General features: G+C 68.6%; 24 protein-coding genes. 11 read left to right on the top strand and 13 right to left on the bottom strand.

All coding sequences use genetic code 11. The annotated features are described in order from the left end of the window. Nucleotides 1-166 precede the first annotated feature (166 nt). Nucleotides 167-862 (bottom strand): MarC family protein, encoded by a 696-nt coding sequence (locus IFJ75_RS17820; RefSeq protein WP_207870020.1) that lies wholly within the window; start codon nucleotides 860-862, stop codon nucleotides 167-169. 131 nt (nucleotides 863-993) lie between these two features. On the opposite strand from IFJ75_RS17820, the gene pyrF reads away from it, so the two are divergent. Continuing rightward, nucleotides 994-1,707: an orotidine-5'-phosphate decarboxylase gene (pyrF, locus tag IFJ75_RS17815; protein ID WP_207932671.1), complete on the top strand. Its 714-nt coding sequence runs from the start codon at nucleotides 994-996 to the stop codon at nucleotides 1,705-1,707. Between the two features lie 127 nt (nucleotides 1,708-1,834). Here pyrF and IFJ75_RS17810 read toward each other — a convergent pair whose 3' ends face one another. After that, the gene (locus tag IFJ75_RS17810; RefSeq protein ID WP_207870018.1) at nucleotides 1,835-2,500 is read right to left on the bottom strand and encodes a hypothetical protein; all 666 of its coding nucleotides are present in this window, start codon (nucleotides 2,498-2,500) and stop codon (nucleotides 1,835-1,837) included. Between the two features lie 207 nt (nucleotides 2,501-2,707). Between IFJ75_RS17810 and trxA the strand changes: the two genes are divergently transcribed. Continuing rightward, nucleotides 2,708-3,619, top strand: a complete 912-nt coding sequence (gene trxA, locus IFJ75_RS17805) for a thioredoxin (protein WP_207870016.1) — start codon at nucleotides 2,708-2,710, stop codon at nucleotides 3,617-3,619. Nucleotides 3,620-3,632: 13 nt separating this feature from the next. Then, nucleotides 3,633-4,289, top strand: coding sequence for an LON peptidase substrate-binding domain-containing protein (locus tag IFJ75_RS17800; protein ID WP_207870014.1), 657 nt, complete (start codon nucleotides 3,633-3,635; stop codon nucleotides 4,287-4,289). Between the two features lie 5 nt (nucleotides 4,290-4,294). On the opposite strand, the gene chrA is transcribed toward IFJ75_RS17800, so the two are convergent. Then, nucleotides 4,295-5,503 carry a chromate efflux transporter gene (chrA, locus tag IFJ75_RS17795; protein WP_225896885.1) on the bottom strand — a complete coding sequence of 403 codons (1,209 nt, stop codon included), beginning with the start codon at nucleotides 5,501-5,503 and terminating at the stop codon, nucleotides 4,295-4,297. Nucleotides 5,504-5,715: 212 nt separating this feature from the next. On the opposite strand from chrA, the gene IFJ75_RS17790 reads away from it, so the two are divergent. Further along, the gene (locus tag IFJ75_RS17790; RefSeq protein ID WP_207870010.1) at nucleotides 5,716-5,910 is read left to right on the top strand and encodes a Trm112 family protein; all 195 of its coding nucleotides are present in this window, start codon (nucleotides 5,716-5,718) and stop codon (nucleotides 5,908-5,910) included. Nucleotides 5,911-5,913: 3 nt separating this feature from the next. On the opposite strand, the gene holA is transcribed toward IFJ75_RS17790, so the two are convergent. From holA to IFJ75_RS17770, 4 genes are all read right to left on the bottom strand, one after another. Next, entirely contained in the window at nucleotides 5,914-6,966 is a 1,053-nt protein-coding gene (gene holA / locus IFJ75_RS17785; protein ID WP_207870007.1) for a DNA polymerase III subunit delta, read from the bottom strand. Between the two features lie 4 nt (nucleotides 6,967-6,970). Further along, the gene (gene lptE / locus IFJ75_RS17780; RefSeq protein ID WP_207870005.1) at nucleotides 6,971-7,462 is read right to left on the bottom strand and encodes an LPS assembly lipoprotein LptE; all 492 of its coding nucleotides are present in this window, start codon (nucleotides 7,460-7,462) and stop codon (nucleotides 6,971-6,973) included. Beyond that, nucleotides 7,462-10,047: a leucine--tRNA ligase gene (gene leuS / locus IFJ75_RS17775; protein ID WP_207870003.1), complete on the bottom strand. Its 2,586-nt coding sequence runs from the start codon at nucleotides 10,045-10,047 to the stop codon at nucleotides 7,462-7,464. The genes lptE and leuS overlap by 1 nt, the downstream gene beginning before the upstream one ends. 210 nt (nucleotides 10,048-10,257) lie before the next feature. Continuing rightward, the gene (locus tag IFJ75_RS17770; RefSeq protein ID WP_225896884.1) at nucleotides 10,258-10,728 is read right to left on the bottom strand and encodes a DUF3576 domain-containing protein; all 471 of its coding nucleotides are present in this window, start codon (nucleotides 10,726-10,728) and stop codon (nucleotides 10,258-10,260) included. Nucleotides 10,729-11,142: 414 nt separating this feature from the next. Between IFJ75_RS17770 and IFJ75_RS17765 the strand changes: the two genes are divergently transcribed. After that, the gene (locus IFJ75_RS17765) at nucleotides 11,143-11,553 is read left to right on the top strand and encodes an NtrZ family periplasmic regulatory protein (RefSeq protein WP_207870001.1); all 411 of its coding nucleotides are present in this window, start codon (nucleotides 11,143-11,145) and stop codon (nucleotides 11,551-11,553) included. Here IFJ75_RS17765 and IFJ75_RS17760 read toward each other — a convergent pair. After that, a complete protein-coding gene (locus tag IFJ75_RS17760; RefSeq protein WP_207869999.1) occupies nucleotides 11,550-12,176 on the bottom strand; it encodes a thiamine phosphate synthase in 627 nt (208 codons plus the stop codon). The two genes, IFJ75_RS17765 and IFJ75_RS17760, sit on opposite strands and share 4 nt — an antisense overlap. On the opposite strand from IFJ75_RS17760, the gene IFJ75_RS17755 reads away from it, so the two are divergent. The 3 genes from IFJ75_RS17755 to IFJ75_RS17745 all read left to right on the top strand — a co-directional run bounded on the left by IFJ75_RS17755 (nucleotide 12,175) and on the right by IFJ75_RS17745 (nucleotide 14,136). Continuing rightward, nucleotides 12,175-12,894, top strand: a complete 720-nt coding sequence (locus IFJ75_RS17755; protein WP_207869997.1) for a YggS family pyridoxal phosphate-dependent enzyme — start codon at nucleotides 12,175-12,177, stop codon at nucleotides 12,892-12,894. The genes IFJ75_RS17760 and IFJ75_RS17755 overlap by 2 nt on opposite strands. Nucleotides 12,895-12,955: 61 nt before the next feature. Continuing rightward, complete coding sequence (locus IFJ75_RS17750; protein ID WP_207869995.1) at nucleotides 12,956-13,642, top strand: response regulator transcription factor; 687 nt, start codon at nucleotides 12,956-12,958, stop codon at nucleotides 13,640-13,642. Continuing rightward, nucleotides 13,639-14,136 (top strand): hypothetical protein, encoded by a 498-nt coding sequence (locus IFJ75_RS17745; protein WP_207869993.1) that lies wholly within the window; start codon nucleotides 13,639-13,641, stop codon nucleotides 14,134-14,136. The genes IFJ75_RS17750 and IFJ75_RS17745 overlap by 4 nt, the downstream gene beginning before the upstream one ends. Here the strand turns inward: IFJ75_RS17745 and yczE are convergent. Beyond that, entirely contained in the window at nucleotides 14,087-14,749 is a 663-nt protein-coding gene (gene yczE, locus IFJ75_RS17740) for a membrane protein YczE (RefSeq protein ID WP_207869991.1), read from the bottom strand. The two genes, IFJ75_RS17745 and yczE, sit on opposite strands and share 50 nt — an antisense overlap. Nucleotides 14,750-14,810: 61 nt before the next feature. On the opposite strand from yczE, the gene yczR reads away from it, so the two are divergent. Next, nucleotides 14,811-16,265 carry a MocR-like transcription factor YczR gene (gene yczR, locus IFJ75_RS17735; protein WP_207869989.1) on the top strand — a complete coding sequence of 485 codons (1,455 nt, stop codon included), beginning with the start codon at nucleotides 14,811-14,813 and terminating at the stop codon, nucleotides 16,263-16,265. Here the strand turns inward: yczR and xth are convergent. Further along, a complete protein-coding gene (gene xth / locus IFJ75_RS17730) occupies nucleotides 16,262-17,059 on the bottom strand; it encodes an exodeoxyribonuclease III (RefSeq protein WP_207869987.1) in 798 nt (265 codons plus the stop codon). The two genes, yczR and xth, sit on opposite strands and share 4 nt — an antisense overlap. 253 nt (nucleotides 17,060-17,312) lie before the next feature. Beyond that, on the bottom strand, nucleotides 17,313-17,948 hold the full coding sequence (locus IFJ75_RS17725) for a LolA family protein (RefSeq protein ID WP_207869985.1): 636 nt from the start codon (nucleotides 17,946-17,948) through the stop codon (nucleotides 17,313-17,315). Between the two features lie 202 nt (nucleotides 17,949-18,150). Here IFJ75_RS17725 and IFJ75_RS17720 point away from each other — a divergent pair, with 202 nt between their 5' ends. Beyond that, on the top strand, nucleotides 18,151-18,789 hold the full coding sequence (locus tag IFJ75_RS17720; RefSeq protein WP_207869983.1) for a GNAT family N-acetyltransferase: 639 nt from the start codon (nucleotides 18,151-18,153) through the stop codon (nucleotides 18,787-18,789). 2 nt (nucleotides 18,790-18,791) lie between these two features. On the opposite strand, the gene IFJ75_RS17715 is transcribed toward IFJ75_RS17720, so the two are convergent. After that, nucleotides 18,792-19,283 (bottom strand): hypothetical protein, encoded by a 492-nt coding sequence (locus IFJ75_RS17715; RefSeq protein WP_207869981.1) that lies wholly within the window; start codon nucleotides 19,281-19,283, stop codon nucleotides 18,792-18,794. Nucleotides 19,284-19,734: 451 nt separating this feature from the next. On the opposite strand from IFJ75_RS17715, the gene IFJ75_RS17710 reads away from it, so the two are divergent. Then, entirely contained in the window at nucleotides 19,735-20,562 is an 828-nt protein-coding gene (locus IFJ75_RS17710) for a transglutaminase-like cysteine peptidase (RefSeq protein WP_207869979.1), read from the top strand. Here IFJ75_RS17710 and IFJ75_RS17705 read toward each other — a convergent pair. After that, complete coding sequence (locus IFJ75_RS17705) at nucleotides 20,511-21,461, bottom strand: hydrogen peroxide-inducible genes activator (RefSeq protein WP_207869977.1); 951 nt, start codon at nucleotides 21,459-21,461, stop codon at nucleotides 20,511-20,513. The genes IFJ75_RS17710 and IFJ75_RS17705 overlap by 52 nt on opposite strands. Nucleotides 21,462-21,498 lie beyond the last annotated feature (37 nt).

The following is a 21,498-nucleotide window of genomic DNA, read 5'->3' as shown; positions in this document are numbered from 1 at the left end:
ATGAAGAAAAGTGACGACCTCGCCGAGCATTTCGGGAACCAGAAACCGTGTTGCGTATTGAGATTACGCTAGGTCTGTGTGCGGCGCACAATCCAGCCCTACCTTGGTTATAAGGTCCGATTGCGGACAAAAAGGGCGTTTTTCAACTTCCGAATTCTAGCCTGCGTCAGTGCCCGCTCGGGTAGGGCGAGGTCACCGAACCCGCGAACATGCCTGGAATGGCCTCGCCGAGACCCGCCAGAATGAACTGGATGGCCAGGGCGCAGAGGATCAGACCCAGGACTCGCACGATGATCGCCATACCAATCTCGCCGAGAATCCGGCTGAGCGGCCCGGTCAAGGCGAAGGTGACGAAGGTGGCCAGGGCCGCCGCCCCGATGGCGACGAGGCCGGCCGCCGTCCCGGCAGCGCCCAGCTTCTGGGCCTCGCCGGCCTGGATGATGATGGTCGATATGGCGCCGGGGCCGATCAACAGAGGCATGGCGAAGGGGACGATCAGCCGCTGGAACCGCCGCCGGGCATAGCCGCGCACATCCTTGGCGTCGGCCAGGGCGTCCTTGTCGGCGAACATGGTCAGGAAGTCCTCGCGGGTCATGTCGAGGCCCAGCAGCAGCAGCAGAATGCCGCCGGCGATGCGGAAGGCCGCCAGGGAGATGCCGAAGAACTGCAGCAGCCCCAGGCCCGTGAAGAAGAAGAAGGCGAGGAAGAGGGCGATGAAGACGCAGATCAGTGCGGAGACCGACAGACGCTGACGGGTGTTGGCCCCGGCGGTCGCCGCCGCGAAGATCGGGATGTTGCCGATCGGATCGACCAGGGCGAACAAGGCCACGAACAGGTTGACCCCCAGATCAAGCGCGTCCATGCCTGTTTCTCAGCCCAAATCCGCCGCCGGCCCCGCCCGACGCACCTCTGCGTCCGGTCTAGCCGCGAAACGCGAGTCCGTCGATGACCCTGCTTGACCCGAACACTCCGGAAACGGCCCCGAAAGCGGAGATGAACCCCAACCGGGCGCCCGATCCGCGACTGATCTGCGCCCTGGACACCCCGACGACGGCCGAGGCCCGCGCCCTGGTCGAGCGCATCGAGGACGCGGTCGGCTTCTACAAGATCGGGCTGCAGCTGTTCGCTTCGGACGGGATGGGGCTGGCGCGCGAACTCAAGGCCGAGGGGCGCAAGGTCTTTCTGGACTGGAAGCTGCACGACATCGGCGCGACCGTGGAGAAGGCCGCCGCGGTTCTGGCCGGCGCCGGATGCGACCTGCTGACCGTCCACGCCCGGCCCCAGGTCATGGCCGCCGCCGCCCGGGGCGTCGCGGGATCGGATCTCAAGGTGCTGGGCGTCACTGTCCTGACCAGCCTGGACGCCGAGGACCTGATCGCCGACGACCACAGCCTGTCGCCGGCCCTTCTGGTCGAGCACCGGGTGCGGCAGGCCCTGGACAGCGGTATCGCCGGGGTCGTGGCCAGCCCGCACGAGGCGGCCCGGGTGCGCGAGATCGCCGTCGCGGCCGGCCGTCCCGACTTCCTGATCGTGACCCCCGGGGTTCGCCCGGTCGGCGCCTCGATGGACGATCAGGCCCGCGCCGCTACCCCTGATCGCGCCCTGAGGGACGGCGCCACCCATCTGGTGGTCGGCCGCCCGATCAGCGCCGCCGCCGACCCGCGCGCCGCCGCCCTGGCCATCGCGGAAAGCATCGCGCCGATCTGATCCCCGCCTTCGCGGGGATGACAAGCCTTCCCGGGTGAGCCCCGCCATGCCCCAAAACGAAAAGAGCGGCCCGCCTTTCGACGGACCGCTCCAGTTTTCGTAACCTGACCCGAGGGTCGAGGTCTTATCAGCCGCGCTCGCCGGGCTCTTGCGAGTAGCCCGAGCTGCTGCCGACGGCAGGAGCAGGGTAACCACCGGCCGGAGCGGCATAGCCGCCCGAGGTCGGGGCCGGAGCGGCCGGATAGGTGGCGGGGCCACCGTCCACCGGACCCATCGGGGGCGGCGGCAGGTTGTTCGAAGCCGACGGCGGCGAAGCGACGTCGCAGCAGTGCTCGTCCGGATGATCCGGGCCAGCGGGCGTGAAGTGGATTTCCGGCGGAGCGACGGACACTTCCGACGGGCGGACGTGGACGTCAGGCGCTTCCAGGTAAACCTGGGCGGGCGCGACCTGGACCGGCGGGGCGTCGACGTAGATCGGCGGGCCCTGGATGTAGATCGCCGGCGACGGCGCGAACACCGGAGCGGACGAGATGCGCATGCCGGGCGCGCGGACGCGGATCGGCGGTGCGGGCGGACGCACGGTGTAGAAGGGAACGCTGACGGTCGGGACCGAGCATTCGCAGTTGGGATTAACGGCGGTCATCGCGCCGCCGCCCCAACGTTCGCCCTCGATGATCGTGGACGTGTTGGACGACGCCGTGGCATAACCGGCGGCTTCTTTATCACCCGCGAAGGCCGAACCGGCCGCCGCGAGAGTGGTGGCGCTCAGCGCCAGGATCAGAACTGATTTCACGATTGATGTCTCCCCAGTCACCCAGACCTTAATGAAGCATGAAGCAGAGCGGTTTGGCTTGCACCCAATAAGAGGAAAACCACGGATATTTTTCGCGTTGCAGGAGAGTGACACCCTGCGGCGGGAGAAATCCTTGAGTTTGTCGCCTCCGGGGACCATTTGACGCCTCCCGGCGTTATTCCCGACTCCAGATAAAGCAGGCTTTTGATGACCTTCGCCGACCCGAAAGCGAATTCGCAGACCAACGATCACGGCGATGTGATCGTCGAGGGCTCCGACGCCGGATTCATGACGGACGTCATCGAGGCCTCGCGCGCACGGCCGGTCATCGTCGATTTCTGGGCCACCTGGTGCGGGCCGTGCCGCACCCTGACCCCGGCGCTGGAAAAGGCCGTGCGCGCGGCGGGCGGCGCGGTGAAACTGGTCAAGATCGATGTCGACAAGAACCCGGCCTATGCGGGCCAGCTGCGGGTCCAGTCAATCCCGACGGTCTATGCCTTCGTCAACGGCCAGCCGGTCGACGGCTTCCAGGGCGCGGTGCCCGAAAGCCAGATCAAGGCCTTCATCGACAAGCTGACCGGCGGCGAGGGCGTCAACGCCGACGTCGAACAACTTCTGGCGCTGGGCGAGGAATCCCTGGGTCTGTCGGACTTCGGCGGCGCGGCCCAGGCCTTCGCCCACGCCCTGACCATCGAACCCGAGAACCAGAAGGCCATCGCCGGCATGGCGCGGGCCTATCTGGGCGAGGGCGACGCCGAACAGGCGGCCCAGACCATCGCCATGGCGCCGCCGGCCTCGACCGAGCCCGCCGTCGTCGCGGTGCGCGCCCAGCTGGCCCTCGCCGCCCATGCCCCGGCCGGCGAGACCGCGGCGCTCCAGGCCGCCGTCGCAGCCGACCCCGCCGATCATCAGGCCCGTTTCGACCTGGCCCTGGCCCAGGCGGCGGCGGGCGACCTCAAGGGCGCGGTCGACAGCCTTCTGGCCATCGTCGCCGCCGACCGCGAATGGAACGAACAGGCCGCCCGCAAACAGCTGCTGACCGTGTTCGAGGCCGCCGGCGCGACCAGCGAAATCGCGCGTGACGGTCGCCGCCGCCTGTCCTCGATCCTGTTCGCCTAACCGAAAGAGTCCCATGCCCCAGGGCTATGTGAAGGCCGCCGACCTGCCCCAGGTCATCCCGGTGTTTCCCCTGCCCGGGGCGATCCTGCTGCCGCGCGGACAGCTGCCGCTCAACATCTTCGAGCCGCGCTATCTGAACATGGTCGACGACGCCATGGCGGGCGACCGGGTCATCGGCCTGATCCAGCCCTCGGGCGGACCGGCCAGCCTGCCCAGCCTGACCGCCGTCGGATGCGCCGGGCGGATCACCAGTTTCGCCGAGACCTCGGACGGCCGCTATCTGATCACCCTGACCGGGGTCTGCCGCTTCCGCGTCACCACCGAACTGCCCAGCCAGACCCCCTATCGCCAGATCCGCGCCGCCTTCGCCCCGTTCGAGAGCGACCTGACCGTGCCGTCCGGCGAGCCGTTCGACCGCGATCTCTTCCTGACCGCCCTCAAGGCCTATCTGGAACGCCGCCAGCTGGAGATCGACTGGGACACAGCCGAGGCCGCTCCACAAGAGGCTTTGATTAACAGCTTGGCCATGGCCCTGCCCTTCGAGCCCGCCGAGAAACAGGCCCTGCTGGAATCCCCGACACTCGACGACCGCTGCCTGACACTGACCGCCCTGATGCAGATCGACGCCGCCGAACCGGGCGACGGGGACTCGACGACCGGGATGCAGTAGCGGCTTCAGGCTGCGCGGAACACAAGCCACCCCGCCAGCCCCGCCGACGCCAGGACGACCGGCCCGGCATAGCGACTTTTCCAGAACCAGACGGCGGCCAGGGCGGCAATGAAGATCGCCACGGCGGCAGGGATCGAGGGTGCGCGTTGCAGCGTCCCCCAACCCAGCTGCAGGCTGGTCGCGGCGATGATCCCGACCACGGCGGCGGCGACGCCCGCCAGAAGCTGATGCAGGCGCGGATCGGCGACGATCGCCTCCAGCCGCTCGTAGAAGATCATCGAGAAGGCGAAGGCAGGCAGGAAGACCCCGGCGGTCATGGCCAGGGCGCCCGTCCACCCACCCGCGACGAAGCCCACGAAGGTGCAGAAGATCACCAGCGGCGCCGGGATGACCCCCGCGAAAGCGACGCCGTCGAGGAAGGTCCCGTCGTCGATGAGGCCGCGCCCGACCGTATCGGCCCTGACGTAGGGAATGGCGGTATAGGCCCCACCGAAGGTCAGAAGCCCCGCTTTCAATCCGGTCCAGAACATCGCGAGCGTTCCCGTCGCGACCTCGCCCGTCACAACGGTGTCCGCCGGGAGGGCGCCTTGGACGACCGGATGCAGCCATACCGCGAGCGTGGCGGCGGCGGCGATCACGACGCCTGCGAGGACGAACCGGCGGCCAGCGATCAGGGCATAGGCCGAGCCTGCAGCCAGCAGGACGATCCAGAAGGCGACGCCGTACAGGGTGGCGGCGAAACCGACCGTCGCCACGGCCCAGAGCCAGCGGTCCTCAAGGATGTGCGCGCCGATCTTGTGAACCGCGCGCACGATGATCGCGACCACGGCCGCCTGGATCCCGAGGAAGGCCCCGGTCAGCAGGGCCACGAAAGGCGCCAGCGAGACATAGATCCAGCCGATGCCCAGCATCAGGATCAGGCCTGGGGTCATGAAACCGAGCCCGGCCAGCAATCCGCCGATCCGCCCCTTGGCCCGCATCCCCAGATGGACGCAGAGTTCGTGCGCCTCCGGTCCCGGCAGAACCTGAAGCACGGCCAGAAGACGGTTGAAGCGGGCGCCCGAGATCCAGCCCTCCTGTTCCACCAGCTCGCGCCGGATCATGGCGATCTGGGCGACGGGGCCACCGAAGGCCAACAGGCCGAACCGGAGAAAACGCAGGAACAGCGCCGTATGGCTAAGGTCGGGAGGGGTGGATTCGTCGATCGTCGTCACTGCATGGCTCCATGCCGCACAACAGTGGCGCGGTGAAAGGAGCGGCGCTTGGACGGGAGCCGTCTGATCGGGCGTCCGCATGTGCCCGAAACACGACGATATCCGATGGAGCACGGACAAGGAAGAGAGGGGCGCGGCGAGATCGGCGGTGACGTCGGCGCGCCGAGCGCCTAGATCAGGTTACCCGCCCGACCACCGACCGAGCCGATCTCATGTCCGACGCCTTCAACACCCCGACCTCGGTCGATCCGCGCCTGCTGGAGGTGCTGGTCTGTCCGGTGACGCGCGGGGTTCTGACCTATGACCGCGAGGCCAATGAGCTGGTGTCGAAGGGGGCCAAGCTGGCGTTTCCGATCCGCGATGGGGTGCCGATAATGCTCACCGAGGAAGCGCGTCAGCTCGACTAGGCTTCAGAGCCCAAGGCGTCTCGCCCGGGCGGCGATCTCGAGCAGCAGCCGTTCGGCGATCAGGCCCTCGGGCATGCCGGTGGTCTTGGTGGCGACATCGGCGACATTGACGCTGTCCTGGACCAAATCGAGGTCTTCCAGCCGCCACGAGCGGGCCTGACGCAACATCTCTGCCTCCTGTTTCCAGAAGACGCCGGCGGCCTTGGCGGCCTCCTTGGCCCCGGCTCCCGCCCCCTGCAGCACATTGATGCGGCGCAGCTTGCCCAGATGGATCGAGGCCTGGCGCACGGCCATGACGGCGCTTTCGCCCTCGGCCAGAGCTCGCCGGAGACCCGCCTGGGACGGGGCGGGACGGCCGCCGAAGGCCTGAAGCGCGGCGTCCTGCAGAGAGGCGTCGGGCTCGACGCCCAGATGGCCTTCCAGTTCGTCGACGTCGATGGTCCGGCCGGAGCCCGGGCCGATATAGAGAGCGAGGCGTTCGATCTCCTGCCGCATCAGGCCCCTTTCGCGCGGCAGGCGGCTCACGAACCGGTCCAGGGCGTCCGACGTCAGGCCCACCTTGTCGGCGGCGAGGGCCTCGCGTGTCATCCGGGCCACGTCGCCGGTCTCGTCCTCGTAGCAGGTGATGCCCGCCGCCCCCCTGGCCGTCTCGGCGGCCTTGCGCAGGGCCGAGTCGCGACCGAGCGCCCCGGCCTCGATAACCAGCATGGCGTCGGGATTGAAACCGCCGTCCGAGTGGGTTTTGACCGCCGCCGCCAGCATCTTGTCGACGGACACCTTTTCCCCGCCCAGCTTGACGCGGATCAGGCGGCGGCCGCCGATCATGCTCAGCGCGGTCAGGGCCTCTTCGAGACGGGCCTCGTCGCCGTCGATGTCGCTGTCGGTCAGGACGGTGACGTTGAAGGGGTCGTTCAGATCGGGGGTGATGGCCTTGCACAGGATCTGGGCGCGCTCAGCGACGCCTGAGCGATCCTTGCCGTGAATGACCACCGCCCGGATTCCCGGCTCGGGCTTGGCCAGAAAACGGTCGATGTCCGGGCGTTTGGCCAGAATCATCCGCTTACTGGTCCGACAGGGCCCGCAGGATGTCGATGCGGATCAGCCTGGCCAGTTCGGCGGCGGCCCGGTCCTCGCCGTCCTGCTGGGCGGCGATGGCGGCATAGGGCTGGTCGGCGGCGGCATAGGTCGAGGTCGAGGTTTCGGACCCGATCAGGGGCGTGCCGCCCGACGTCGGCGTCAGGGTCCAGGCGACCCGGACCGTCAGCTCATAGCGGGTGGCGGTGTCGTCGATTCGGCGGCCGAGCGGACGGCGCGCCTGTTCGGTCACCGTGGTCAGGCGATAGAGGGGCGGCTGGGCCCCGCGATCCCAGGCCAGGGCGTCTTCCAGCTGTTCGCGCAGCCGGTAGCCCAGACGGTTGTCCTCGGCCGCGACCGCGATACGGCTGATCGCCGCCGAGCCGCCCGAGGCGTACATGGGGGTGAAGCCACACCCCGACAGGGCGGCGCCGGCCAGCAAGAGCACGGCGGTGAGCAGGCCGGCGCGCGCCCGCATCAGCCGACCACCAGATTGACGATGCGATCCTGGACCACGATCACCTTCTTCACCGAAACCCCGTTGGCCGAGAGATAGGCCTGAATGGCGGGGTTGGCGAGGGCGGCGGCCTCGACGTCGGCGCTGGCTGCGCCGCGCGGCGCCGTGATCTCGCTGCGGCGCTTGCCCGAGATCTGGATCGGCAGCACCACCTCGTCGTCGGCGGCCAGGGCCGGGTCGTAGACGGGCCAGGGCGCGTCCAGCACCATTCCGTCTTCACCCAGACGCGACCAGGCTTCCTCGGCCACGTGCGGGGTGAAAGGGGCGACCAGTCGGGCCAGGGCCGACAGGGCCTGACGGCGCGCCTCGCCGCCCGTGTCCTTGGCATCGCGCACGGTCGCCAGGAAGGCGTAGAGCTTGGCGATGGCCGAGTTGAACCTGAAGCCCTCGACGCCTTCGGAAACGGCCTTGATGGCCTTGTGGGTCTCGCGGATCAGGGCGGTGTTGGCGGCCTCGTCGCCGGGGACCGAGGCGTCATAGCCGTCGAACTCGGCCCAGACGCGCTGGACGAAGCGGCTGGCGCCCTCGACCCCGCCGGGCGTCCATTGCACGTCGCGCTCGGGCGGGCTGTCGGACAGGACGAACAGACGGCCGGCGTCGACGCCGTGGGATTCGAGAATCTCGGCCGGGGCGACGACGTTCTTCTTGGACTTCGACATCTTCTCGATGTCGCCGATGACCAGGGCCTCGCCGGTCGACAGCTGGCGCGCCGAGCGCACGCCGGCGTCGTTGGTCAGGTCGACGTCGGTCGGCTCGACCCATTGGCCGTCCGCGCGGCGATAGGTCTCGTGGACCACCATCCCTTGCGTGAACAGGCCGGCGAACGGCTCCTTGACCGACATCATGCCCGCATCCGTCAGGGCGCGGGTGATGAAGCGGGCGTAGAGCAGGTGAAGCACGGCGTGCTCGACCCCGCCGATATACTGGTCGACGGCCAGCCAGTGGTCGGCGGCGGCCTTGTCGATCGGGGCGTCCGCCGTCGGATCGGTGAAGCGGGCGAAATACCAGCTGGAGTCCACAAAGGTGTCCAAGGTGTCGGTCTCGCGCGTCGCGTCCTGATCGCAGGACGGGCATTTGACATGCTTCCAGGTCGGGTGGCGGGCCAGCGGATTGCCGGGCACGTCGAAGGTGACGTCATCGGGCAGGACCACCGGCAGCTGGTCGGCCGGGACCGGCTGGACGCCGCAGGACGGGCAGTGGATGACCGGGATCGGGCAGCCCCAGTAGCGCTGGCGGCTGACGCCCCAGTCGCGCAGGCGATAGATGGTCTCGGCCCGGCCCTGTTTCTGCTCTTCGACCTTCGCGATGGCGGCGGCCTTGGCGGCCTCGACGTCCAGACCGTTCAGGAAGTCGGAGTTGAAGATGCGGCCCGGGCCGACATAGGCCTCGGTCCCGATCTCGATGGTGTCGACGTCGTCCGGCTTGACCACCGGGGTGACCGGCAGGTCGTATTTGCGGGCGAAGTCGAGGTCGCGCTGGTCGTGGGCCGGGCAGCCGAAGATGGCGCCCGAGCCATAGGTCGACAGGACGAAATTGGCGGCCCAGACCGGCAGGGTCTTGTCCGGATCGAACGGGTGGCGGACGCGCACGCCCAGATCCACGCCCAGCTTCTCGGCCTTTTCGATATCGACTTCCGAAGTGCCCGTCTGGGCGCAGGCCTTGATGAAGTCGGCGACGTCCGGCCGGTGTTCGGCGATGGCCCTGGTCAGCGGATGGTCGGCCGACAGGGCCAGGAAGCTGGCCCCGAACAGGGTGTCGGGTCGGGTCGTATAGACCTCGATCGGATCACGGGCGTGGTTCGGCTCGCCCTCCGGCGAGGCCGGCAGGAAGGCGGGGGCCTCGGCGATAGGCCACCACAGGGTCGCGCCCTTGGACTTGCCGATCCAGTTCTCCTGCATCAGCCGGACCTTCTCGGGCCAGCGATTCAGGGTCTTGAGGCCTTCGATCAGATCGTCGGCATAGTCGGTGATGCGCAGGAACCACTGGTTCAGCTTGCGTTTCTCGACCAGGGCGCCCGAGCGCCAGCCGCGGCCGTCGATGACCTGCTCATTGGCCAGGACGGTGTTGTCGACCGGGTCCCAGTTGACCACCGCATCCTTGCGATAGACCAGGCCGCGCTTGAACAGCTCCAGGAACCAGGCCTGCTGCTTGCCGTAGTATTCCGGGTCGCAGGTGGCGAACTCGCGCGACCAGTCCAGCGACAGGCCCAGCAGCTTCAGCTGCTCGCGCATGTTGGCGATGTTGGAATAGGTCCAGCCCTTGGGGTGGATGCCGCGCTCCATGGCCGCGTTCTCGGCAGGCATGCCGAAAGCGTCCCAGCCCATCGGGTGCAGAACGTCGAAGCCTTGCGCGCGCTTGTGACGCGCCACCACGTCGCCCATGACGTAGTTGCGCGCATGGCCCATGTGGATGTTCCCCGACGGATAAGGGAACATCTCGAGCACATAGTATTTGGGCCGCCCGGTATCCTTCGTGACGAAGGCGTTCGCATCCGACCAGCGCTGCTGCTGGCGGGGTTCGGCGGTTTTCGGTTCGTAACGGGCCACGGGCATCCTGGAAGTCGACGGGGCGACCAACGCCCCTCGCGCCCGATTAGCCCGAAGGGCGGCGACGCCCAAGGAAAATAGAGCGACGCCCTCCGACCTGAACGGTCAAAGGGCGTCGGCGCACATTAAGGGCGCTCAAGCAGTGAGCGACCGCGTCGCGAGCGTAGCGCCCTGCAAAAGGACCAGGCTGATCGCTTCGCGATCAGCCGATCAGTTCGCGTTGGCGAGGTTGAGCTGGCGCGCCTTGGTCAGGATCGCGTTTTCCAGGTCGGTCTCGGTCTGGGCGGCGACGGGGGCCGCGGTCCAGCCGCCCGAGGCGTCCTTGACTTCCTTGGTCACGGTCACGTTCAGGGCGTCCGCGCGCAGACGGGTGTCGAGGATGAAGACCGTGGCCTTGAAGCGCTCGTTCGGGGTCTGCGGATTGATATACCAATCATAATTGACCACGCCGCCCCACGGATCGGCGGTCAGCAGCGGCATGAAGCTGAGGGTGTCGAGCGTCGCGCGCCACAGATAGGCGTTCACGCCGATCCCCGTCTGGGGATTGGCCTTGGCGGGCTTGGGACCGCCCGTGAAGGGCACCTTGACGCCGCCGCAGGCGGACAGCAGCAGGCCGGCGGCGATGGCGGCGAACACAGCGCCCCTTTTCAGGGTCTTGCCCATCGCTTGAGTGGGGGCCATCGAGGAATTCTCCGTTCAGATTGGACGCCGGACCCGCGGGTGACACGCACAAAGCGCGGGCGCGACAGCTCTGACCCCTGTTTCACAAGGGGCGAGGGCCGCTGCGACGCTCTATAACACGCCCAAAAGGGGCGATGACAAGGCGAAGACGACGCTGATCTTTGCAGCACCGAAAGCCGGGGTTCCCGCAGGGCCTGTTCCGGACGGCAGTCTCTTTGCGAAACATCTGTGCGGGTTTCCGCCCCATTCCCGTGACGCTTGCGCCACAGGGGCGGAATAGAGTCCGCGGAACCCGGATGAGGCGACCACGTTGCGTTGACCGGGCGGACCCACGATGTCTAATCGTCGGGTTCACGGCGAAAACGCCGGTTCAGGGTTTGACGGTCCGGTTCAGCCGGGTCTGAAGGGTAGGAAATGCGGTTCGGCGCGATCATCGCAGGACTTCTGAGCGCGGCGGCCCTGATGGGACTGGCCGGAACGGCGTCGGCCCAGTCGGCCGGTTCGCGTTCGCATGCGCCTGCCGTTTCTATCGCCGAGGCCCAGGCCGCCCAGGCTTCCCAACGCGCCAATCCGCCGGCCCAGCGCCGCGGCCTGCGCTGGTATGACACCGGTCGCTGGGGTCTGAACTTCAACCTCAACCAGCCCGTCGGTCGCGAGACCCAGTGGGGCGATGTCGAGGCCGGCGCCTATTACAGCGTCACTCCCCGCCTGAGCGTCGGCGCCGTGGGCAGTGTCGCCCGCGCCGATCAGGACCCGGCCCGCGCGCCCGAATCCGAAAGCCGCTCGCAACCGCGCATCCGGCTGGAATCCATCTTCAAGTTCTAGGAAGCGAAGGCCGACCGGATCGCATCCACTCCCGCGATCCCGCACGCGCCTGAGCCTGTGAGGCCCCCCACGGTCGCCACATTGACCCCGCCGAGGGCATAGACAGGCCGTCGCCGCGCCATCGCCGTAAGCGCCTCCACCCCCAGGGCCGGCTTGACGGCCGAGGCGCCGCCCGCCGGAAAGATCGGCGACAGCACCACCGCATCCAGAGCCTCGGGCGCCGGCGTCTCCACCGCATGGACGGCGCCGGTCAGCAGCCAGTCCGGGCGGCGCGCCCGCAAGGCCTCTGCCTGACCCAGCGCCCGCTGCGGCAGATGGACGCCGTCCGCCCCGACCACCTCGGCCAGACCGGCGTCCAGACCGATCAGCAGAACCAGCCCCCGATCCAACGAAATCGCCTTCAACCGCCGCGCTACGGCCTCGGCGTCGCGGGCGCCGAAGTGGCGATAAACAACGCCCGCCCCGGTCGGCAGCCGTTCGGCGGTCCGCCAGGGCTCGGGCGTCCGGGCGGGATCGGTGAAGAAGAGCAGGGGCGCGCTGACAGACGCCGTCTCCCGGGCTAGACCCCGTGCCGCGTCCCAAAGGATGCGCGCCTCGTTCGACAGGGTTCCGGAGCCGTCCATGCCGTCGTCATCCCCCGCTTTGCAGTCGACGTCCACTGTCGCTGAACGCGTCGCGGCGGTGCGGACGCGCATCGACGCTGTGGCCCGTTCGGTCGGACGCGACCCGGCCTGTGTCACCCTGACCGCCGTCTCCAAGACCCAGCCGCCCGAGGCCATCGACGCCATTCTCGCCACCGGCCAGCGCGTCTTCGGCGAGAACCGGGTGCAGGAAGCCGAAGGGCGCTGGAGCGAGCGCAGTCGCGCCCTGCCCAACCTCGAACTGCGGCTGATCGGCCCGCTGCAGTCGAACAAGGCCGGAGACGCGGTCGCCTTCTTCGATGTGATCGAGACCCTGGACCGCGAGAAGCTGGCCCGGGCCCTGGCCGAACAGATCCAGCGTCAGGGCCGCGCGCCCCGGATGCTGGTTCAGGTCAATACCGGCGCCGAGCCGCAGAAAGCCGGGATACTCCCCCTGGAGGCCGACGCCTTCATCGCCCTGGCGCGCGAAATCTACGGCCTGACGGTCGAGGGGCTGATGGCCATCCCACCCGCCGAGGAGGCGCCCGGTCTGCATTTCGCCCTGCTGGCGAAGATCGCCGAACGCAACGGCCTTTCCGTCCTGTCGATGGGGATGAGCGGCGACTTCGAGACCGCGATTCGCTTCGGCGCGACCGATGTGCGGGTGGGAACGGCGCTTTTCGGGGAACGAAACTCTTCCGAAGCGCCCTCTATCGCCTGAATCGACTTCATTTTCCCCGTCGCCCTTGGCGATTCACCCAAGCCTCGCCATTGTTATCGACATGCCCACGCCCAAGACCCTGCTGATCATCGACGACGACGACGACCTGCGCGAGGCTTTGGCCGAGCAGCTGGCGCTCCATGAAGAGTTCCGCACGGTCCAGGCCGCGACAGCCACCGAAGGCATCCGGCTGGGCCGCGAGCTGCGCGCCGACCTGATCCTGCTGGACGTCGACCTGCCCGACATGGACGGGCGCGAGGCCTGCCGCCTGCTGCGCAAGGACGGGGTCGCCACCCCGGTCATCATGCTGACGGCCCAGGACTCTGACGCCGACACGGTGCTGGGTCTGGACGCCGGGGCCAATGACTATGTCACCAAGCCCTTCCGCTTCGCCGTGCTGCTGGCCCGCATCCGCGCCCACCTGCGCAGCCACGAACAGTCGGAAGACGCCGTCTTCGCCATCGGCCCCTATTCCTTCCGCCCCGCCGGCAAGATGCTGGTCGACGACAAGGGCAAGAAGATCCGGCTGACGGAAAAAGAGACCAATATCCTCAAGTACCTCTATCGCGCGGGCGCCAAGCCCGTGTCGCGCGAGGAGCTGCTGACCGAGGTCTGGGGCTATAACGCCGGGGTCACGACCCACACCCTGGAAACCCACATCTACCGCCTGCGCCAGAAGATCGAGCCCGAGCCCGGCGCGGCGCGGTTGCTGCTGACCGATGCGGGCGGGTACCGGCTGCAGCCTTGAGGGCGCTGCTCGGCCTCGTCCTCGCCTTCGGGCTGCTGGCGACCTCCGCTTCGGCCCAGACCGGCGCCGAAGAGCTGCATATCGACCCGCCGGTCAACGCGCTGAAGGCGGCGCTCATCACGGCGACAGAGGGTGGTCCGCATGCCGAGTTCGAACGGCTGCTACTGACCGAGAAGGTCTATGTGGCGATCTCGGAAGCGTCGTACCGCTCGCTGCTCGCGGCGCGGGAGGCGGGAGACCCCGCCCGGTGGACATGGATCGATTATCCAACCTTCCGGATCAACGGAGCCCCTCAGGCGATCCTGATCTTCACCAGCGCGGAAGACCTGAAGGCGGTGATCGGGGACCAATACTGGGCCAATCCACCCGGTCGTCAGGTGCTGTCTTCCCTTCCGCCCTCGGCGCCCATCATCGTCATGGACGACGAGGGACATCAGGCGAGTTTCACCGCCGAGGAAGTCCGGATTCTGCTGGGGCGTCCCGCGACGCCTTAGGGGCCGGCCCCGGGATCGTGAACATCGGCAGGAAGCGGTGGACCAGGGGTCCGATGCTGAGCGCATAGATCACCGTGCCAACCCCCACCGAGCCGCCCAGAAGCCAGCCGACCGCGACCACGGCGACCTCGATGGCGGTGCGGACCCATTTCACCGGCCAGCCGGTGCGGCGCACGATGCCGGTCATCAGCCCGTCGCGCGGACCGGGGCCGAGGCCTGCGCCGATATAGGCGCCGCTGGCCACGCCGTTGAGGACAATGCCCGCGACCAGCAGACCGGCGCGCAGGACCAGAGGCAGGTCCGTCGGGATCCAGCCGAGGAAGACATTGGCGACCGTGCCGATGACAACGACATTGGCCACGGTGCCGAAGCCGGGCATCTGACGCAGCGGGATCCACAGCAGCAGGACCACCAGCCCGATCAGATTGACGACGAGGCCGAAGCTGATCCCGGCCGGACCGGCGAACCGCTCGAAGACGCCCTGGTTGAGCACGTCCCACGGATCGAGCCCCAGATCGGCCCGGACGATCAGGGCGATCGACAGCCCATAGAGGCCGAGGCCGAGGAAGAGCTGGATCAGGCGGCGGACCAGAGGGCGGATCGGCGTGTTCATGACAGGCCAATTGCGTCGAACTGGCCATGGAAAAAAGAGCCAGTTCCGCTAGTCTGGCCTGATGACACCGCGCCTGATCCGACCCGTTTCCCTGATCCGCCACCTCGGCGTCTGGCGGGCGCCCGGCGCGGGACCGGCCTGGCGACAGCTGGCCGGGGCGCTGCGGCTGCTGATCCTCGACGGCCGGCTGCCGCTGGAGGCGCGCCTGCCCGGCGAGCGGGAGCTGGCCCAGGCGTTGGGCCTGAGCCGGACCACGGTCTCGGCCGCCTACGGCAGCCTGCGCGACGAGGGCTTCCTGACCGGCGGTCAGGGGGCGGCGGCCCGCACCGGCCTGCCGTCGACGCCGGGGCCGCGTCCGGTGCGTTCGACGCTCGATCCCGAAGCGCCTGAAGATCTGATCGACCTGACCTCGGCCGTCCTGCCCGCCGACGCCAATGTCCATGCCGCCTACGTCCGGGCGCTGGAGCGGCTGCCCGCCCGCTTGCCGGGCCACGGCTATGAGAGCGCCGGACTGGAGGAGCTGCGCGAGGCTGTGGCGGCCCACTATGGACGGCGGGGCCTGCCGACCTCGCCGGGCCAGATCCTGATCACCCACGGGGCCCACAACGGACTGGTCCATCTGCTGCGACTGATGGTCCGGCCCGGCGATCCGGTAGTCATCGACCATCCGACCTATCCGCAGGCGCTGGACGCCATCCTCGCCGCCGGGGGGCGCCCCCTGCCCGTCGCCCTGCCGGACAATGGGGAAGAGGGCTGGGACATCGAGGGGCTGGCGTCTGCGTGCCGATCCGGCGCGGCCATGGCCTATCTGGTGGTCGATCATCACAATCCGACCGGACGACTGATGCGGGCAGCCGAGCGCAACCGGTTGCTGACGGCGCTGAAGGGGACACAGACCCTGCTGGTGCTGGACGAGACCCTGGTCGAGCTGACCCTTTCGGGCGATCCGGCGGTCAGCGCCTCGACCGTGGATTCACCGCGCATTGTGCGGCTGGGCTCCATGTCCAAGAGCGTCTGGGGCGGGTTGCGCATCGGCTGGATCCGCGCCGATCGGGCCGTGATCCAGCGCCTGTCCCAGAGCCGGGCCAGCCTGGATCTGGGCGTCCCGGTGCTGGAGCAGCTGGCGGCGGCCGAGCTGCTGACCGACGGCGGGGCCGCCCTGTCGCTCAGGCGGCCCCTGCTGCGGGCCCGCCGCGATCATCTGCTGAAGCGGCTGGGCGAGGCCCTGCCCGACTGGGTCTGTCCGCGCCCGGTCGGCGGCCTGTCGGTCTGGGCCCAGCTGCCCGCGCCGATCTGCTCGGCCCTGACGGTCGCGGCGGCCGCCGAGGGGCTGCGGCTGGCGGCCGGGCCTCGCTTCGGGGTCGACGGGGCGTTCGAGCGGCGCCTGCGCCTGCCCTACACCCTGCCCGAGGAGCGGCTGGACGAAGCCGTCGAACGACTGGCCCGCGCCGCCGGAAAGCTGGCCGGGGCGAGGCCGCCGGGACGACGACAGGTCGCCGACGGCCCGGTCTACTAGACGTCCAGATCGACCGTGATCGGGCAGTGGTCCGAAGGCTGGTCCCATTCGCGGACCGTGTCGTGGATCTTGGCGCTGCCGGGGACGACCTTCGGCGTCAGGCCGGGCGAGGTCCACAGGTGGTCGAGGCGCAGGCCGCGGTTGGACTTGCGGAAATCCTGGGCGCGATAGCTCCACCAGCTGGCCAGCTTCTGCGGCTCGGGGAAGGCGTCGCGGACCACGTCGTTGAAGCCGCCCGCGTTCTGGAGCCGGTACAGGGTCTCGACCTCGCCCGGCGTATGGCTGACCACCTTGGACATATAACGGTGGTTCCAGACGTCGAACTCATTGGGGGCGATGTTGAAATCACCGGCGAGCAGCAGAGGCTTCGAGCGGTCGCGCGTGGCCATCTCGGCCGTCAGCCGCTCGTAATAGTCCATCTTGTGATCGAATTTCTCGTTCAGCTCGCGGTCCGGCAGGTCGCCGCCGGCGGGGATGTAGAAATTCTGGATCTCGACGCCCTCGACCACCGCCGAGACGACGCGGGCGTGCTTGTTGCGGCAGATATCGAGCCGGGGCGCGTCGGTAATCGGGCGGCGGCTGGCGATGGCCACGCCGTGCCAGCCCTTCTGACCGGCGATGCGCAGGTACGGCAGGCCCATCTCGGCGAAGGCGTTCCGGGGGAACTGGTCCTCCAGGCATTTGATCTCCTGCAGGCACAGGACGTCGGTCCCGCTCTCGGCGACGAACCGGGCGACCTGATCGATGCGGAGGCGGACGGAGTTGATGTTCCAGGTGGCGATGCGCAGGGTCATGGCGCGCTTCTAGCCATAAAAAACGCCCGGCACGAGCGTGCCGGGCGCTGAAGTTTTTCTCTCTCACACGCCGCTATCGGGAGGGGATGACGTCCGACGCGGAAGAGCGACCGCCGTCGCTCTGTGCTCAAAGTGTCACGCCTGCAAAAAAAGGTCAAACACTAAACCATGAAGCTTTGCCGTTGCGGTCGAACCACGATCAGCGAATCATCCGCCTACCCTCCCAACCGTCACGCTCGCGTGTCAGTTGAGACTAGTTCCGACCGGGACGACGCGTCGGGTCGCGCAGCTGGAACAGGCTGGCGGCGAGGCCGGACGCCGGCTGCAGCGTCGTCAGCTGCGTACGGGTGCGGCTCCCTTGCGCGTCGGTGATGGTCCATTCCTGCAACCGGAGCGGGCTGCCGGCGAAGGCCAGAATCACCGAGCCGTCGTTGGGGCGCGAGCCGTCTCGCGCGGTGATGGCGAAGGCGCCGGAGGGCATGCGGGTCACCCGGTCGATGCGCACACCCTGATCCAGACGGACGTTGCGGGCGAGGAAGGTCGACAGAGGGGTGGCGCCCAGCGGCACCTGGCGGAAGACCTCCAGACGCGGGTCGTAACGTTTGACGTTATAGCCGTCCGAGACGACCAGCAGGCCGGCCGGGTCGGTGTATTCGAAACGCATCTTGCCCGGACGCTGCAGATAGAAGCGGCCGCGGCGCTGCTGGCCGTTGGGACCGGTCTCGACGAAGGTCCCCTGGGCCGAGGTCAGGTTCTGCAGATAGGTCTGGGCCGTTTGCAGGGTAGCGCGATCCTCGGCGGACAGCCCGGACTGGGCGGCGGCCGGCAGGGCGGCGAGGCCCGCGAGGGCGGCGGTTCCAAACGCGAAAGCGCGGCGTGAGACGGTCATGGTCAAATCTTCCTCCCGTTCGGGATGGTTTTCGATGGGCGCCAATCTGGCGAAGCCGGGCGACGTCGATATGACCCAAGCCTGACCATATTCCGGCGCCCCGATGAAGCCCCGTTCATAACGAGTCCCCGATTGTGAGGTCAGACAACGCCGCGCGGACGGAAGCGTTGCCGCCCGGCCCGCGAACCGCGAGGATGGCCGGATGAGCGCCGATTCCGAACTTCTCGCCCTCTGGACCCGGGGCTGGGCTCTGACGCGCGGCGTGGAGCCGCCCGCATGGGACGACGGCGGCTGGCGGGTCGAGGTCGGCGCCGAAGACCAGATGCGACGATACGTCTTCGCCGAGGCCGGAGAGGCTCTCGCGCGGCGCGCCGAGACGATCACCGAAGCCCACGTCTTCCTGAAGGTTTGCGCCGGCGAGGCGACGGCGCGGCCGCTGCTGCCCGCGCGCTGGACCCTGCGGCCGCCGGGCTTCCTGATGACGCTGGACGGAGCGATGGCGATCGGGCCGGACCGTGACGAGGGCTATCGGGTCGAGATCGGTCCCGATGTCCGGCCCGGTGGTCCGGTGGTCTTCTGCACCGTCCGCGACGCCTCGGGCGCCGAGGCCGGATGCGGGCGGGCGGTGATCGTGGACGACCGGGTCGTCTACGACCGGATCCTGGTCGAGCCCGCGCACCAGAGGCGAGGTCTGGGCGGGCGGATCATGCGGGCGCTGGAGACGGCGACGGGATCGCTGGGCAAGGGCGCCCTGGTGGCGACGGAGGACGGTCAGGCCCTGTACCGCACCCTCGGCTGGCGCACCGTGTCGCCCTATACGACCGCCGTCATTCCGGACTGACCTCAGCCGGCCTTGAAGGCCTGATCGCAGAGTTCGGCGCCGAAGGCGTCGGACAGCTGTTCCTCGCTTTCGGCCATCTGGAACACGCCCAGCCGCCCGCCGATGATGGTGCGGCCGATGTCGTATTCGCCGACCACACGGCCGTTGGCCGGATCGACCAGCCGGGCATGACCCCTCAGCACATTGGCGCCGCCGATCAACAGGACCTGGGCCGGATTGGCGCGGTCGAGGCGGCTGATCGTGGCCTCGAGCCGCAGAGGTCGCGCCCCGGTCGCGCAGCCGTCGAGCTTGGTCTGCACCCGGTCGCGGAAAATGCCTGCGAACTCCGGACGGACCGTGACCTTGTCATCGGTCGTCAGGCGAATCTCGGAGACCCGCAGGCCTGCGGCCGCCGCCGGATCCAGGGCCGTGACCGGCGCAGACCGGGACATGCCGACACAGGCGGACAGGGACAGGCCGGCCAGAAGGGCGACCGCGAGAGGGAGGCGAGACATCGGCTTCTCCGAAAGCGCGAGATTGAACGCCGTTAACGCCGCGGTTCAGGAAAGTTTCCTCGGCCTGGCAGGCGTGGACGTCGCTGCCCGTCCCTTGGCCGGGACAGAAATCGTGGCTTCCCGAACACAGATGGTTCGGCTTCAGCGAATTTGAGCCCCTTCGCCCGGGCGGCCGAATGTAACACCGCAGGCCATAAGATCAGCCTTTTTAAACACCAGAAAATATCGATGAAGCCTATTTTCCGGGTGTTTCGGCGAGTCCGGGCCCAAGGCGATTTTGCAATCTGAAACAGATCGGCCTGGATTGTAAAAAACCCAGTCGTGGCGGGGATTTACGGGTCAATTTCGCCTCACTTAAGTTAGGCGGACAGGCCTCCGGGGGCCCTTCTAAGAGCGCGGTCAACACGGCCCAGCGGCCGCTCACCGACGCCTCTTCCCCCCGGATCGCGCCATGCAAAAGACCTTCGCTTTCGCCACCTTCGTCGCCCCCGTTCTGGCGACCGTTCTGTCGTTCACCGCCGGCGCCGTCTCGGCCGAAACGCCCCGCGCCCAGACGATCGGCCGGCCGGTCGCCGCCCCCGCCGGCTTCCTGGACTTCTGCCGCCGCCAGCCGTCGGAATGCCGTGCCTCCGGCCAGGGCGCCGCCGACGACGCCCAGATCCAGCGCGAAGCCTCGAGCCTGTACTGGTCGAACAATTTCGGCGGCGACGGCGAAGCCGCCGTCCGCAGCTGGCGCGCCAGGGCCGCCCGTCAGGCCGCCAGCCAGGCCGAGATCGAATATCAGTCGATCAATGAAACCATCTCGGGCGACAGCCTGGACGACGTCGTCGGCCAGACCGCAGAGCCGCTGACGATCTCGCGCGCGCCGCAACGTCTGGAGATGACCGAGGACGCCTGGCGTCAGGTCAACACCGTCAATGCCCGCGCCAACACCCGCATCGCCTATACCCCCGACCAGACCCAGTACGCCCGCCCCGACTATTGGAGCGAGGCTCCGGCCGCCGACGCCGCCCGTGGCGACTGCGAGGACTATGTCCTGACAAAGCGCCGCGAGCTGATCGCTTCCGGGGTTACGCCAGACGCCCTGTCGGTCGCCATCGTCCGGACACCGCGCGGCGAAACCCATTCGGTCCTGATCGTGGCGACCCACGACGGCGACTATGTTCTGGACAATATCAACCCGCGCATCGTCCGCTGGGACCAGACGGGCTACCGCTGGGTCTCGCGTCAGGCCCCCGGCGCCGTGTTCGACTGGGTCGCCGTCGACGCGGCCGGCTGATCATCCTGCTGCATGGCCTCGGCCAGCAGCCGGGCCTCCGCGGCGCGGCTGGAGCCGGCGCGCCAGGCGACGACGATCTCGCGGCTGGGGGCCAGGGCGCCCGCCCGGGGCTGGATATGCCGCACCACCACCGAGGGGGTGTCGGCCAGGCCCGCCTTGACGGCCATCTGGGGCAGGAAGGACACCCCGAGGCCCGATCCGACCATCTGGACCAGGGTGTGCAGGCTGGTGGCGGCGAAGACGTCGTCGCCCTTCGGGGCTTCGATATCGAAGGCGGCCAGCGCCTGATCGCGCAGGCAGTGGCCGTCTTCCAGCAGGATCAGGTCCTCGCCCCTCAGCGAGCCCGGCTGGATGGCCCCCGGCGCGGCCAGGACGTGGTCGGCGGGGGCGGCGGCGAGAATCTCGTCGTCGCCGATGCGGGCGTGTTCTATTCCATGGGCCTCATAGGGCAGGGCGATGACGGCGGCGTCGAGTTGACCCGCCTTCAGCCCCGCGATCAGGCGTGGCGTCAGGTCCTCGCGGATGAACAGCCGCAAGGCCGGATAGGCCGTCTTCAGACCCGGCAGGGTGGCGGGCAACAGGAAGGGGGCCACCGTCGGGATGACGCCCAGACGGAAACGGCCCGAGAGGGGGCGGCCGGCGCTGCGGGCGGCCTCGACCAGATCCTCTGTGCGGGCCAGCACATCCTCGGCGCGCCTGACGGCCTCGGCGCCGACGGCGGTCAGCTGGACATTGCCCCGGGTGCGTTCGACCACAGGAGCGCCGAGGATCTTCTCGAGCTCCTGCACCCCGGCCGAGAGGGCCGGCTGGCTGACATGCGCGGCCTCCGCCGCCCGGCTGAACGAGGCGTGCTCGGCCAGGAGTTTCAGATACTGGAGCTGGCGCAGGGTCGGGAGCATGGAGCCGACATAGGCGCTCCCTATCGCCGGCGCAAAA

The organism is Brevundimonas goettingensis (assembly GCF_017487405.1).
GTDB classification, from domain to species: Bacteria; Pseudomonadota; Alphaproteobacteria; order Caulobacterales; family Caulobacteraceae; genus Brevundimonas; species Brevundimonas goettingensis.
This window is presented reverse-complemented; position numbering and strand designations above follow the sequence as displayed.